The following is a 14,725-nucleotide window of genomic DNA, read 5'->3' on the forward strand; positions in this document are numbered from 1 at the left end:
ACTATGGCCGAGCAAAGCCTCGAAGACGGTATTTTGCAGGAGAATTCAGGCTTTTTCTACCGGCTCCATCGATCCGCCAATTTACCCGGTGACTGGCTGTTCCTGTTGCATGGATCGGGTGTCGACGAGACGACCTTGCTGCCGCTTGGTCGGCAAATCGCGCCGCATGCGGCGCTGGTTGCAGTCCGTGGCCGCATCCCTCAGGAGGACGGGTTCCGTTGGTTCACGCGAATCACCCCGACGCGATTCGAGCAGGCAAGCATCCGCGCGGAGGCAGATGCGTTTGCGGCCTTCGTCGCCGGCGTCGCGAAGCGCCACAGCCTCGATCTCCGCCACGCGACCTTTCTCGGCTATTCGAACGGCGCCAATTTGGTTTCAAGCGTCATGCTGCTGCATCCGGGCCTCATCGAGCGCGCTGCATTGCTGCGTCCTATGCCGGTGCTCGACGAGGTGCCGCCGGCCGACCTGTCGAAGGCGCGGGCTCTGATCGTCGCCGGCGCCGCCGACCTGACCTACGCGCCATTCGCGCCGGCGTTGGCCGCTCTACTGAGCTCGCATGGCGCCAAGGTCGAAACCCACCCCATTGCCTCCGGCCATGAAATCGGCGATCCGGACGCCGAGATCGTCAAGCAGTGGCTGGCGGGGTCAGGCAACCGCTGAACGAGCGGATTGAGCGCACGCACGACGCGGGCCCGACCATCGAATGTCAGTGTGCGGCGGGCTGGAATAGCTCGATCACATTGCCGGACGGGTCTTCGAGCAGGGTCTGCGAGCCGCCGACGCCGTTGATGATATCGTTGCGGAAGGCGAGCCCGGCGCCCTTCAGGCGCGCAACCTCTTGCTTCAGATCCGGCACCACCAGCAGGATGCGGTTCCACCCTCCTGGCACCGGCCGGCGACCATCCGGCATCGCCCGTGCGCCCGAGCTCTCCGGCCCGCTCAGCAGAAGCCGCAGATCGCCGCGCGTAACCGAGCAGAAAGCCGGCCGCGCATCCCGTTCAATGGCAAAGCCCAGATGCTTCACGTAGAAATCGATGGAAGCGGCGACATCGTCGACAATATAGCGAACACTGACGGGCGTCATGACCGGGGACCTTTCGGTTTGAGTAGAACGTTTTATTAAAGGCTGCTCATCATCGGCAACGCCCCGGCAGCACTACGACGCCGCCGACACACTATGACCGTCGGTTCGCCAGGGAATCAGGGCAAGCAGACCAGCACTGCCGACCACGGCGAAGACAGCGCCGTAGATGAACACCGCCTCATGGCTTACACGATCCCAGAGCTGTCCGGCGACAACGCTTGCCGCGAGTTCCAGCAGGCCGACCGTGGTGCTGTACCAGCCGATGCCGCTGGCACGCAGCTCTTGCGGCACGAAGTCCGAGGCGAATGCCTTGCCGACTGAGCGGAAGATGCCTTGATAGAACCCGTAGAAGGCAAAAAGCAGCCCGATCAGATAGATGTTCCGGGTCAAGACGAAGCCGAGATAGGCGATCAGGAAGATAACGAAGGACGACAGTAACACGCCCTTGCGGCCGAAGCGGTCCGATAGAAAGCCGGCCGGATAGGAAATCAGCGCCGCAACGAGATTGAAGCCTGCGTAGATAAGAATGGTTGCCTCCAAAGAGGCACCGATATCCTGTGTTTGCAGAATCAGAAATGCATTGCTCGAATTGCCGATGCCGAAGAGAGCTGTCACCAAGAGATAGGTCCAATAGGCTTTGGGAAACTGCCGCAGATTGACGTCGATCTTGGCCTTTGCGGCTACGGCCAGTGGCTGCTCGTGCACCAACACCACCATGAGGAAGGCGAGGAGACCGGGAATGAGCGCGAGATAGAAGATCCAGCGGATATCGACTTTGAGCGCGATGAGAAGCAGCACCGCGAGCAGTGGCCCCAGAAACGCTCCCAGATTGTCGCCAATGCCTTCTAGGCCGAATGCTTTGCCTCGGTGCTCGTCGGCCACGGACGAAGCAAGGAGCGCGTCGCGCGGAGCGGACCGGAAACCTGCACCGAGCCGATCCACAAACCGCGCGCCCAGGACCATCGGCCACACTGTGGCCACGCCGATCAGCGGTTTGGCGATAGAGGCCAGAAAATAGCCAATGAGGGCTATCGGTTTCCGCTTCTGAAGCCTGTCCGAGAGCCAGCCCGAAAAACCTTGGACGATGTTCTGCGTCGCCTGGGCGATTCCGTCGACCAGACCGACGACGCTCCCGCTTGCGTGCAGAGTCTGGGTTAGGAAGATCGGAAGGATCGGATAAAGCATCTCGGTCGAAATGTCGGCAAACAGGCTCGCCAGCGCCAGAAGCACCGTGTTTCGGGAAATCCAGGCGAAGGTTTCCCTTGGCGCTGCCCCAGTCATTGCTTTGCCCTGTTCGGCAATCCGTTTGGCTGAAACGCAACGGCTACCATGTCGGTTGCAATGCGCCACTGCTGAGTGTCCTGCCCCCATCCCGAAGGTCCGCGCAGCAAAACCGATGCCCACGCGGTCCTTCGATTCGGGATCATGGTCTACGCCCGCCCCATGCGGTTCCAGGCGTCCAGCCCAGCGATCTTGTAGGCTTCGGCCAGCGTCGGATAGTTGAAGGTGTTGTTGACGAAGAAGTCGACGGTGCCGCCGAGATTGATGACCGCCTGGCCAATGTGGATGAGTTCGGTCGCGCCCTCGCCGACAATATGGGCGCCGAGCAGACGGCGTGTTTCGATCGAGAACAGAAGCTTCAGGAAGCCGGTGTTGACGCCCATGATGTGGCCGCGCGATGTCTCGCGGAACCGCGCCACGCCGACCTCGTAGGCGGCACCACTCTCACGCACCTGCTCCTCGGATTGCCCGACCGTGGAGATTTCCGGCACGGCGTAGATGCCGTAGGGAAAGGTTTCGGGCGGCGGCGGCAAGGGCACGCCGAAGGCATGGCAGGCGGCCACCCTGCCCTGCTCCATCGAGGTCGATGCCAGGCTCGGAAAACCGATGACGTCGCCGGCGGCATAGATGTTGGACGCGCTGGTCTGGAAGGTCTGCGGATCGACCTTGATGCGGCCTCTGGAATCGGACTCGATGCCGACCGTTTCCAAGCCCAGGCTGCCGACATTGCCGGTACGCCCTGCAGCATAAAGCACGATCTCGGAACGTATGGTGCGGCCGTCGGCCAGCATCACCTCGGCATAATCGGGTTTGGAGGCGATCTCCTTGACGGCGCTGCCCAAGCGGATGGTCATGCCGCGGTCGCGCATCTGATGGATGAAGTCGTCGACGATCTCGCGGTCGACGAAATCCAACATCGTATTGCGCGGCTCGACCAGCGTCACCGGCACGTCGAGCGCCGAAAAGATCGTCGCATACTCGACACCGATAACACCGGCGCCGATCACCGTCAGCGTGCGCGGCAGGCGGTCGAGCTCCAGCATCTCATCGCTGTCGAAAATCCGTGTTTTGTCGAACGGCACGTCGTGCGGCCGGTGCGGCCGGGTGCCGACCGCGATCAGCGCATGGGCGAAGCCAACTTCGCTGTAGTCGCCGGTGTCGGTGGTCAGGCTGACCTTGTTGGGGCCGAGGAATTTTACCGCGGCGCGCGCACTCTTGACCGTGTTGCGCATGAACTGGTGCTGCAGCACCTCGACCTCATGGTCGAGCGTCTTGTGCAGGCGCTCGACCAGATCGCCGACCGAAATGTCCTGCTTGACGCGGTAGCCGCGTCCATAAAAGCCGCGCTCACGCCAGCCGGAGAGGTTGAGCACCGTCTCGCGCAACGTCTTCGACGGTATGGTCCCGGTATGCACCGAAACGCCGCCGAGACGCCGGCCTCTGTCGACCACCAGCACCGACTTGCCGAGCTTGGCCGACTGCACCGCAGCGCGGCGCCCGGATGGGCCGCTGCCGATGACCAGCATGTCGTAGTCCATGTCGCCCCGTCCCCTCGGCTCGGCGCGCTTTGTTGCGCCGCAGCAAACTAACGCTATCCGCGCCATGAATTCAACAAGTCAGACGGCCCCAGGCGCTCCGTCGCCATCTACACGGCGGCGAAAGGCTCGATCTTGATTCCGCCGCGAACATTCACCATTTCACCAAGAAGCGGCCCCGTGCTTAACTCGGGTTCGATTACGAGGAAATGACATGAACGCTCGCGTTCTCGATGGCGAAATCATCACCAGCAGGCTCGAAGATGTCCGCTCTTATGAGGGCGTGCGCACGCGGCGCATTCTCGCTTTCGTCATCGACTATTTCATCGTCGCGCTGCTCACCATTCCATTCGCGATCCTGGTGTTCTTGTTCGGGCTGTTGACGCTCGGCCTCGGCTGGATGCTGTTTTCCATTCTCGTGCCGGCCGTCGCCATCCTCTACATCTGGAACACGCTCGGCAGTAAAGACCAGGCCACCACCGGCATGAAGATGATGGGCATCCGGCTCGACCGGCTCGACGGCAGCCGCATCGACGGGCTGACCGCCGTCGTGCATTCGGTGCTGTTTTGGGCCGGCAATGTCATCCTTTCGCCGCTGGTCCTGCTGGTGAGCCTGTTTTCCGACCGCAAGCGCACGCTGCACGACCTGCTGCTCGGCACCGTCGTCAGCCGCAGCGGCCGCTGAGCAGACTTTTGAAGCGCGGCCGCAGCCTTTGCGCACAAATGTGAAGACGTCCAATCAACCAGGCTTTCACAATCCTGTTGAATTTTTCGGCGTCCGCGCCAAAGGTAGAGCGATTCGCAGGAGTGTTTCCAAGGCTCGATGACGCAGCACCCGACCCAGTCGCCGCAGTTCTTTCTGACCGCGCCCTCGCCATGTCCCTATCTCGAGGGCCAGTTCGAGCGCAAGGTGTTCACACACCTGGTCGGCGACAAGGCCCCCGAGATGAACGATCTCTTGACGCAGGGCGGTTTCAGGCGGTCGCAGAACATCGCCTACAGGCCGGCCTGCGAGACCTGCCGCGCCTGTGTGTCGGTGCGCATCCTGGCGCAGGAATTCACCGCCAGCCGCAACATGAAACGGGTCATACAGCATAATTCGGATCTGGTCGGCGCCATGCACGACGCCGAGCCCTCCACCGAGCAGTATTCGCTGTTCCGCAGCTATCTCGACGCCCGCCACCGCCGTGGCGGCATGTCAGACATGACCGTGCTCGACTACGCCATGATGGTCGAGGATACCCATGTCGACACCAAGGTCATCGAATACCGTCGCCGCGGACCTGACAGCTTCATCACCGGCAAGGGCCAGGGCGAGCTGATCGCCGTGGCGCTCACCGACAAGATGGCCGATGGCCTGTCGATGGTCTATTCCTACTTCAATCCGGATTTCGAGGACCGTTCGCTCGGCACCTTCATGATCCTCGACCACATCGCCCGCGCCAGGGCGATGGGCCTGCCCCATGTCTACCTGGGTTACTGGGTCAACGGCTCGCGCAAGATGAATTATAAGATGCGCTTCCAGCCGCAGGAGCATCTCGGCCCGAAAGGCTGGGAACGCTACAATCACGAAGCGGTTTTGCGCTGATCTTCGCTTTCGGTATTCACTCTTAAATTGTTTCGAGGAGGATGCCGCTGGGCTTCCGGCCGATCGGCTGGAAAACCGGGCGGGTCAATTTTGCGCCTCCAAGCCTACGCGAGAATTGCCGCATGTCTTCCCACAACGACCACCAGAGAGGCCTTCTGATCACCGCCATCGGCGGGCTGACGCTGACCGTCGACATTCCGCTGATCCGGCTCGCCGACGGCGAGGCGTGGACGATCCTGCTGTTGCGCACCGGCACGACCTTCGTCGCCACGCTTATCATCTGGGCCGTCTGGCGCTCGCTGAGCGCAAAGGCACCGCAGCTTGTGCCGGGCTGGTCAGGGCTCATCGTTGCCGGCCTCTACGGGCTCGGCTCGATCGCCTTCATCACCGGTGTCTACAATACCTCGACAGCCAACCTCGTTTTCATCCTGGCGTTCACAACCATGTTCGCGGCCCTTTTGTCATGGCTGTTCCTGAAGGAGAGGCCACGGCCGCTGACGCTTGCAGCGCTGGCACTGATGATCGTCGGCGTGACGATCATTGTCGGCGATTCCGTTGGAACCGGACATCTCTTCGGCGACCTGATGGCGCTATGCTCGGCTTTCATGATCGCCGCGGCCATCACCATCTCGCGCGCCAGCGGCAAGGATATGGGTTTCACGGCGCTGATCGGAGTGGTCCTGCCGCTGGCCGTCGCCACCCTGATGGTTTCCAAGGTGGGTTTTCACGTCAACGCGCCATGGTGGATCGTCTTCAACGGTGCCGTCATCATGCCGATCTCGTTCTTCTGCCTCGCCAACGGCCCGAAATACATCTCCGGGCCGGAGGTGGCGATGTTCTACCTGCTTGAAACCGTGCTGGCGCCGGTCTGGGTGTGGATGATCTTCGCCGAAACACCGTCGCGCAACAGCCTGATCGGCGGCGCGATCCTCATCATGACCTTGATCGGCCATTCGCTCTGGCAGTTGCACGAGGGGCGCAAGCGCCGCGCCACGTTCGCCGTCAGTCACCCGGCCTGATTCTTTTTCGCGGCGGCGCGTCCGGCGACAATTTCGATCTGCGGCGGTGCGTCATCGTGCTCCGCCGGTTCGGCGGCAGCGAGCTCATCGGTCAGTTCCACTTCGCGCAGCCATTCGCGCCAGATTGCGACCAGCAGGGCCATCAGCACCGGGCCGATGAACAGGCCGAGAAAGCCCATTGTCTTGACGCCGCCAATCAGGCCGAAAAAGGTTGGCAGGAAGGGCAGCTTTATCGGCCCGCCGACCAGCTTCGGGCGCAATGTCTTGTCGACGATGAAGAGTTCGACCGCGCCCCAGATGAACAGCGCCAGCCCCGCCATCGGCGAGCCGCTGGCGGCGAGATAGATCGACACCAGCGTGAAGGACAGCGGTGCGCCGCCGGGGATCAGCGCCATGATGCCGGTCAGCGCGCCGAGCGTCACCGGCGACGGCACGCCGGCCAGCCAGTAAGCGATACCCAGCACCAGCCCTTCGCCGATGGCGATAACGGTCATGCCGGTCACCGTCGAGGAGATTGTCGCAGGCACCACGCGTGAGATCCGTTCCCATCTGGCCGGCAGGATGCGTTCGCCGAGGCGATCGACCTGTCCGGCGAAATGCTCGCCGTCGCGATAGGCGAAGAACAGCGCGATCATCATGAATAACAGCGTCAGCAAAAGGCCGAAGGCGCTGCCGCCGGCGGCAAGCACGCCGCGATAGATGCTGCCGATATTGGCGCCACTGATCAGCTGGATCAGTTCGCCGATACCGCCGGGGTGGCCAACGTTGACCGTCCATTGTTCATTGAGCCATTCGCCCACCACGGGCATGGTGGCGATCCAGTGCGGCGTCGGCGCACCGTAGCGGTTGGTCTCTATCGCCCAGTTGACCCACTCGCGCACCTCATTGATGGCGTAGGTGCCGGCAAGCGCGATCGGCACCACCAGGAAGGTCAGGATGAACAAGATCGCAAGCGTCGCAGCGATGGTGCGGTTGCCGCCGACGCCGGCGAGCAGCCGCCGATAGAGCGGCCAGCTGGCGAAGGCGATAACTAGGGCGGCAAGAACCGGGAACAGGAAGCCGTGGAAGAAATAAACACCGGCGGCAACGATCAGCACCAGGAGCCAGCGCGCCGCCGACAGCGGCGGAATGACAGCGGCCCTGAGCGGCGTCGACAGGCCAAACAGACGCTGCTGCCGCTCCGGCTTCTGGATCCTGACTTCCTTCAAGCGGCTATCTCTCCCTGGCCGATCTTATCGCTTATGCCCTGATATAGTGCAGCAATCGTGACGACATTCCAAATGTTTGGGTGGAGCTGCTAATCTCCCCCCTTGAGGAGGAGATGGCCGGCAGGCCAGAGGGGGTCGCCGCGCGTGAGACGCCAGTCTCCTCTGTCTGCGATAAGGGTCGCGTCTGGACGTTCCGACCCCCTCTGTCGCCTTCGGCGACATCTCCCCCTCAAGGGGGAGATTACCGCTTCACCCGAACTTGCCCGTGCGCGGGAACCCCTTCGGCACCATGCGGCCGGCCGAGGCGCGGGCGCCGATCCATTCGGCAAGCTCGTCACGCGATTTGGTGAAGGTGCGGTCTGCCGAATCCTGCCAGGACAGGCCGCTTGCCAGCGTGAAGGTCTTGAGGTCGAGGACGCCGCCATCTTTGTATTTCTGCAGGCGCACGCCCTTGCCGCGCCCCATCTCCGGGATCTCGGCCAGCGGGAATACCAGCATCTTGCGGTTCTCGCCGACAATGGCGAGATGGTCGCCGGCGACGCTTATGCAGCGCTGGGCTTCGTCGGGCGCCTTGACGTTCATCACCTGCTTGCCCTTGCGGGTGTTGGCGACGACTTCTTCTTCCGGCACGATGAAACCGTTGCCGTCATGCGACACCAGCAGCAGCTTGCGCTTGGGATCGTGGACGAAGGCAGTGACGATATCCTGGTCGTTGTCCATGTCGACGATGATGCGGATCGGCTCGCCATGGCCACGCCCACCCGGCAGCCGGTCGGCGCCGATCGTGTAGAACTTGCCGCCGGTGGTGAAGACCAGCACCTTGTCGGTCGTCTGGGCGTGGAAGGCGAGCTTGAGGCTGTCGCCTTCCTTGAAGGTCAGGGCCGAATGGTCGATCAGATGACCTTTCATGGCCCTCAGCCAGCCCTTTTCCGAAACGACCACGGTGACCGGCTCGCGCTCGATCATGGCGTGGGCGATATCGGTCAGGTCATGCTCGGGTGCGTCGGCGAACTCGGTGCGGCGCTTGCCGATCTCGGTGTCGGGCCCGTATTTCTGGCGAACGTTGGCGACTTCCCACTTGATCGTCGCCCACTGCTTGGCGTCGGACGCAAGCAGTGCCTCGATCTGCTTCTTCTCGCCGGTCAGGCCATTGAATTCCTCGCGGATTTCGAATTCCTCGAGCTTGCGCAGCGCCCTCAGCCGCATGTTGAGGATGGCTTCAGCCTGGGTGTCGGTCAGTGACCAGCGCGCCATCATCACCTGCTTGGGCTCGTCCTCCTCGCGGATGATCCTGATCACCTCGTCGATGTTGAGGTAGGCGATCAAATAGCCGGCGAGGATCTCCAGCCGCCTTTCGATCTCGCCGAGGCGGTGCTTGGAGCGGCGGATCAGGACGTCGCGGCGGTGCTCCAGCCATTCCTTGAGCACACCTTTCAGCGACAGCACGTTCGGCACCTTGCCGCGCGACAACACGTTCATGTTGAGCGGAAAGCGGCTTTCGAGCTCGGTCAGCTTGAACAGCGATTCCATCATGATGCCGGGATCGACCGAGCGGCTCTTCGGCACCAGCACGACGCGGATGTCCTCGGCGCTCTCGTCGCGGATATCCTCGAGCAGCGGCAGCTTGCGCGCCATCAAGAGCTCGGCGATCTTTTCGATCAGCCTGGCCTTCTGGACGCCGTAAGGGATTTCGGTGACGACTATGTTCCAGGTGCCCCTGCCCTGGTCCTCCTGGCTCCATTTCGCCCTGACGCGAAAGCCGCCGCGACCCGTTTCGTAGGCTTCGAGGATCGAGGCTCGGCTGTCGACGATGATGCCGCCGGTCGGGAAATCCGGACCTTGCACGAAATCCATCAGCTTGGTGACGGGCGCATCCGGATGATCGATCAGGTGAAGCGCGGCATCGCAAAGCTCGGCCGCATTGTGCGGCGGGATCGAGGTCGCCATGCCGACGGCGATGCCGGACGAGCCGTTGGCGAGCAGGTTCGGGAAGGCGCCGGGCAACACGGCCGGCTCCTCGTCTTCCTCGTTGTAGGTCGGGCGGAAATCGACGGCGTCCTCGGTGATGCCTTCCAGCAGCAGCGTCGACACTTCGGTCATGCGCGCTTCGGTGTAGCGCATGGCGGCGGCGTTATCGCCGTCGATATTGCCGAAATTGCCCTGCCCGTCGACCAGCGGGTAGCGCATCGAAAAATCCTGCGCCAACCGCACCAACGCGTCGTAGATCGACTGGTCGCCATGCGGATGGAATTTGCCCATCACCTCGCCGACAATGCGGGCGCATTTGGCAAAGCCCTGGTCGGGGTTAAGCCGCAACAGGCGCATGGCATGCATGATGCGACGATGCACCGGCTTCAGCCCGTCGCGCACGTCTGGCAGTGCCCGGTGCATGATGGTCGACAGCGCGTAGGCGAGATAGCGCTCTTCCAGCGCCTTCTTCAGATCGACCGGCTCAATATTGTCGCCGCCGCCACTCTCGGGCGGCAAAAGCCTTTTTCCCATGGGCTGGCACTAGCCGAGCGGGTGATTCGCGGCAAGAGGCACACCGGTATGCGTGCTCCTAAAGCGCATCGCGTTCGACCGGCCCATGCGACGCTTTAGGTCCTTGTTTTGATGCATGTCGTTATCGCAAAACCGTTGCGCATTTTTGCGCGACATCCATTATGCAACAGGAATTGGAAGCGTCGCGACGCCGGCCAACATCAATCCGTTACATCCTGCTTCTATCGCAGGGCTGATGGATCGGGTTTGCCTTTGGCCGCGATTTTCGACCATTGTGCCGAGGCCCGCCTTTTTCCGGTCCAGTTCGTCACCGAATGGTGACGACGCGACGATTTGAAAAGAATTTCAGGACACTCTCAGGGGAGCTCTCGATGACGATCAGACACTCGACGCTTATTAACAGACACCCGACACTTATTAAGAGACTGGCTTTTTCGACCTTTTTGCTGACGCTGCCGCTGAATGCGGCGTTCGCGCAGGATACCGCGGTCGCCGACCGGCTGAAGGCTGCCCTCGCCGCGCAGGGTGTCGACCTCTCCTGGACCGGAGTAACCGGCGACACCTCCAGCATGGTTCTGCAAGGCGTAGCGGTCAAACCGGCGGCCGAAAAGGAAGCGCTCAAGATCGGCGACGTCAAGCTCGAAGGTGTGACCGAAGCCAATGGCGGCTATCAAATCGCGACCGTATCGACGTCGCCGTTCGAACACAGCGAAGATGGCGTCACGCTCAATCTCAGCCCCTTCGTCATCCACGACATGACCGTTCCAGCCGAAGGCGCAACCGGTCCGCTGGGCTCGCTGATGATGTACAAATCGGCCGAGCTCGACAACTTGACAGTCAAAGTGGCTGACAAAACTGCTTTCTCGATGGACGGGCTTGCCATCGCAATCACGCCACCGGCCGACGGCAAGGCCATGGCGTTTTCCGGCACTACGGAAAAATTCGCTGCCGACCTGACCCTGGTCGAAGATCCGAAGTCCAAGGAAGTCATCAACGCGCTCGGCTACCAGAACATAACAGGCAATCTTGAGATGGAAGGCACCTGGCAGCCTACCGACGGCAGGATGGACTTGTCGAAATACGAAATATCGGTCGACAATGCCGGCACGCTCGGCATGACCTTCGATCTCGGCGGCTACACGCTGGACGTCATCAAATCACTGCAGGAGATGCAGAAGAAGATGGCAGCGCAGCCCGAAGGCGCCGACAATTCGGCGCAAGGCATGGCCATGCTCGGGCTGCTGCAGCAGCTTTCGTTCAACAGCGCCTCGATCCGCTTCGACGACGATTCGCTGACCAAAAAGGTGCTCGATTATGCCGGCAAGCAGCAAGGCATGTCCGGCAAGGACATCGCCAACCAGGCCAAGGCGATCGTGCCATTCGGCATGGCGCAGCTCAACAATCCGGAACTGACGGCGCAGGTTTCGGCCGCGGTCAACAAGTTCCTCGACGACCCGCAAAGCATCGAGGTCTCGGCCGAGCCGCCGGCAGCGGTGCCGTTCGCGCTGATCATGGCGGGCGCCATGTCCAACCCGCTCGACCTGCCGAAAACGCTCGGCGTGACGGTTACGGCGAACGAAGACTGATCGAGCTTCCAAGCAAAAGCCCGGCAGCGATGCCGGGCTTTTTTATGAATCCACAGGACTGGTTCGGAGCGTTCCTAAACCTCTTTCTTCGTCGCCACGACGCGCAGCGACAATTCGCGAAGCTGCTGCGGGCTGGCTTCCGACGGCGCGTTCATCAACAGGTCGTAGGCCTGCTGGTTCATCGGGAACATGGTCACTTCGCGCAGGTTCCTGGCGCCGACCAGAAGCATGACGACACGGTCGATGCCGGCCGCCATGCCGCCATGCGGCGGCGCGCCATACTGGAAAGCACGGTAAAGGCCGCCGAATCGTTCCTCGACGGTTGCGCGGTCCAGTCCGACCGTCTCGAACGCCTTGACCATGGTTTCGGGCAGATGGTTGCGGATGCCGCCTGAGGCGATCTCGAAACCATTGCAGACCATGTCGTACTGGAACGCCTTGATGCCTAGCAGATCCTCGCCGTTAAGCGCATCGATGCCACCTTGCGGCATCGAGAACGGATTGTGCGCGAAGTCGATCTTCTTCTCCTCCTCGTTCCATTCGAAGAACGGGAAGTCGACGATCCAGCACAATTCGAAGCGATCACGGTCGACAAGGTTGAGCTCCCCGCCGGCGCGGGTGCGCGCCGCTCCCGCGAAGGAGACGAACTTCTTCGGATCGCCGGCGACGAAGAAGGCGGCATCGCCATCGGCAAGGCCGAGTTGTTGTCGGATCGCGTCGGTGCGCTCCTCGCCGATGTTCTTGGCCAGCGGCCCGGCGCCTTCAAGCTTCTCGCCCTCCTTGCGCCAGAAGATGTAGCCGAGGCCGGGCTGGCCCTCGCCTTGCGCCCATGAGTTCATGCGGTCGCAGAAGGCGCGAGACCCGCCGGTCTTGGCCGGAATGGCCCAGACCTCGGCCTTCGGATCGTTGGCAAGGATGTTGGCAAATACCTTGAAGCCAGAGTCGCGAAAATGATCCGAGACGGCCTGCATCTCGATCGGGTTGCGCAGGTCCGGCTTGTCGGTGCCGTATTTGCGCATGGCGACATCATAGGCGATGCGCGGAAACTTCTCCGTCACCGGCTTGCCGGCGGCAAAGGTCTCGAACACCCCCCGCATCACCGGCTCCATGGTGGTGAACACATCCTCCTGCTCGACGAAGCTCATCTCCACGTCGAGCTGGTAGAATTCACCCGGCAGACGGTCGGCGCGCGGGTCCTCGTCGCGGAAGCAGGGCGCAATCTGGAAGTAGCGGTCGAAGCCGGACACCATGATCAGCTGCTTATATATCTGCGGTGCCTGCGGCAGCGCGTAGAAAGTGCCGGGGTGGATGCGCGACGGCACCAGGAAGTCGCGCGCCCCTTCCGGCGACGAGGCGGTCAGGATCGGCGTCGAGAATTCGGTGAAGCCCACGTCGCCCATCAGCTTGCGCATCTCGGCGATGATTTTCGTCCGCGCGACGATGTTCTTGTGCAGCGTGTCGCGGCGCAGGTCGAGAAAGCGGTATTTGAGGCGGATGTCCTCCGGATAATCCGGCTCGCCGAAGACCGGCAGCGGCAATTCCTTGGCCGCCGACAGCACCTCGATCTCGCGGGCGAAGATTTCGATCTCGCCGGTCGGCAAATTGGGATTCACGGTGTCGGCGAGGCGCGCCTTGACCTCGCCGTCGACGCGGACGACCCATTCGCCGCGCAGGGTCTCGGCGATCTTGAAGGCCGGCGAATCCGGGTCGGCAACGATCTGGGTCAGGCCGTAATGGTCGCGCAAATCGATGAACAGCAGGCCGCCATGGTCGCGCACGCGATGCACCCAACCCGACAGGCGAACGGCTGAGCCGACGTCGCTTTTCCTCAACTGGGCACAGGTGTGGCTGCGGTAACGATGCATTGTCATTCTTAAAGTCCGGATGTTGGGTTGCGGCCGAGGCATGATGGCCCAGCCTGAAAATTTGCGCGAAAAGCACATGAGAGGGTGCATTTGTCAAGGCAAGCGGCAGCCGGGTCGAGTTCGCGTTCTTCCCGCCCCTATCTCACCGGCATCAATTTGTGCTCGAGGCGTCAATCTGAGTTCGCTGCTCTGTGCCGGCAGTTCAACTATGCACTCACCCCTTGACCCCGCCCGCGGTGAGGCCGGAGATGATCTTGCGCTGGAAGATCAGGACAAGGATGACGAGCGGCACGGTGACGATCACCGATGCGGCCATGATGTTGCCCCACGGAATCTCGAATTGAGAGCTGCCGGAGAGCAGGGCGATGGCGACCGGCACGGTTCGCTGCTCGTTGCTGGAAGTAAACGTCAGGGCGAACAGGAACTCGTTCCAAGCACCGATGAAGGCGAGAAGCCCGGTGGTCGCCAGCGCCGGCCACATCAGCGGCAGGAAGACGCGGCTGATGATGATCCAGGGCGTGGCGCCATCGAGGATCGCCGCTTCCTCCAGCTCGATCGGCAGGTCGCGAAGGAAGGCGGTGAGCACCCAGACGGTGAACGGCAAGGTGAAGATCATGTAGGACAAGATCAGCGCGAACGGCGAATTGTAGAGGCCGAAGGTGCGGATCAGCTCGAAAAGACCGGCAAGCACCGCCAATTGCGGGAACATCGAAACGGACAGGATAGTGAGGAGCAGAGCCGAGCGGCCGCGGAAGCGGATGCGCGCCAGCGCATAGGCGGCGGTGACGCCCAGGAACAGCGAAATGACGACAACGGCGCTCGAGATGAACAGCGAGTTCACGAGGTTGCGCAGGAAGGTCCCCTCGGTGAACACGGTCCTGTAGTTGCTGAAGGTAATCGTCTTCGGCCAATAGTCGATCTGGAAGAGCGCCGTCCCCGATTTCAGGCTGGTGATGATGGCGTAGTAGAACGGGAACACCGCGACGACGACGATAACGGCGACGAGGAGGTAGAAAGCCGTGCGCTTGACGATCCACATGGTCAGTAGTCCCCCATG

Annotated in this window: 12 protein-coding genes; 5 read left to right on the top strand and 7 right to left on the bottom strand. The window is 62.0% G+C overall.

Annotated features, from left to right (window positions below):
- Positions 1–3: 3 nt before the first annotated feature.
- Positions 4–660: an alpha/beta hydrolase gene (locus NKI18_RS15335; protein WP_352621053.1), complete on the top strand. Its 657-nt coding sequence runs from the start codon at positions 4–6 to the stop codon at positions 658–660.
- Positions 661–706: 46 nt separating this feature from the next.
- Here NKI18_RS15335 and NKI18_RS15340 read toward each other — a convergent pair whose 3' ends face one another.
- From NKI18_RS15340 to sthA, 3 genes are all read right to left on the bottom strand, one after another.
- The gene (locus NKI18_RS15340; protein ID WP_352621051.1) at positions 707–1,084 is read right to left on the bottom strand and encodes a VOC family protein; all 378 of its coding nucleotides are present in this window, start codon (positions 1,082–1,084) and stop codon (positions 707–709) included.
- A 72-nt stretch (positions 1,085–1,156) separates the two neighbouring features.
- Positions 1,157–2,488, bottom strand: coding sequence for an MFS transporter (locus tag NKI18_RS15345; RefSeq protein ID WP_353019975.1), 1,332 nt, complete (start codon positions 2,486–2,488; stop codon positions 1,157–1,159).
- A gap of 26 nt (positions 2,489–2,514) precedes the next feature.
- A complete protein-coding gene (gene sthA, locus NKI18_RS15350; RefSeq protein ID WP_352456568.1) occupies positions 2,515–3,903 on the bottom strand; it encodes a Si-specific NAD(P)(+) transhydrogenase in 1,389 nt (462 codons plus the stop codon).
- A 211-nt stretch (positions 3,904–4,114) separates the two neighbouring features.
- Here sthA and NKI18_RS15355 point away from each other — a divergent pair, with 211 nt between their 5' ends.
- The 3 genes from NKI18_RS15355 to NKI18_RS15365 all read left to right on the top strand — a co-directional run bounded on the left by NKI18_RS15355 (position 4,115) and on the right by NKI18_RS15365 (position 6,507).
- Positions 4,115–4,585: an RDD family protein gene (locus tag NKI18_RS15355; protein ID WP_352449281.1), complete on the top strand. Its 471-nt coding sequence runs from the start codon at positions 4,115–4,117 to the stop codon at positions 4,583–4,585.
- Between the two features lie 138 nt (positions 4,586–4,723).
- Positions 4,724–5,488, top strand: coding sequence for an arginyltransferase (locus NKI18_RS15360; protein ID WP_352621047.1), 765 nt, complete (start codon positions 4,724–4,726; stop codon positions 5,486–5,488).
- A gap of 122 nt (positions 5,489–5,610) precedes the next feature.
- Positions 5,611–6,507 (top strand): DMT family transporter, encoded by an 897-nt coding sequence (locus tag NKI18_RS15365; protein WP_352621045.1) that lies wholly within the window; start codon positions 5,611–5,613, stop codon positions 6,505–6,507.
- Here NKI18_RS15365 and NKI18_RS15370 read toward each other — a convergent pair.
- Together NKI18_RS15370 and parC are read right to left on the bottom strand one after the other, a co-directional pair.
- A complete protein-coding gene (locus NKI18_RS15370; protein WP_352621043.1) occupies positions 6,495–7,715 on the bottom strand; it encodes an AI-2E family transporter in 1,221 nt (406 codons plus the stop codon). The two genes, NKI18_RS15365 and NKI18_RS15370, sit on opposite strands and share 13 nt — an antisense overlap.
- Before the next feature lie 249 nt (positions 7,716–7,964).
- Entirely contained in the window at positions 7,965–10,217 is a 2,253-nt protein-coding gene (gene parC / locus NKI18_RS15375; protein WP_352621041.1) for a DNA topoisomerase IV subunit A, read from the bottom strand.
- Between the two features lie 371 nt (positions 10,218–10,588).
- On the opposite strand from parC, the gene NKI18_RS15380 reads away from it, so the two are divergent.
- A complete protein-coding gene (locus NKI18_RS15380; protein WP_352621039.1) occupies positions 10,589–11,803 on the top strand; it encodes an aq_1923 C-terminal domain in 1,215 nt (404 codons plus the stop codon).
- A gap of 74 nt (positions 11,804–11,877) precedes the next feature.
- Here the strand turns inward: NKI18_RS15380 and aspS are convergent, their stop codons facing one another.
- Entirely contained in the window at positions 11,878–13,668 is a 1,791-nt protein-coding gene (gene aspS / locus NKI18_RS15385; protein ID WP_352621083.1) for an aspartate--tRNA ligase, read from the bottom strand.
- 214 nt (positions 13,669–13,882) lie between these two features.
- On the bottom strand, positions 13,883–14,707 hold the full coding sequence (locus NKI18_RS15390) for a carbohydrate ABC transporter permease (protein WP_353019978.1): 825 nt from the start codon (positions 14,705–14,707) through the stop codon (positions 13,883–13,885).
- Positions 14,708–14,725: the final 18 nt, after the last annotated feature.

The sequence above is a fragment of the Mesorhizobium sp. M0800 genome (genome assembly GCF_040320095.1).
Classification (GTDB): domain Bacteria; phylum Pseudomonadota; class Alphaproteobacteria; order Rhizobiales; family Rhizobiaceae; genus Mesorhizobium.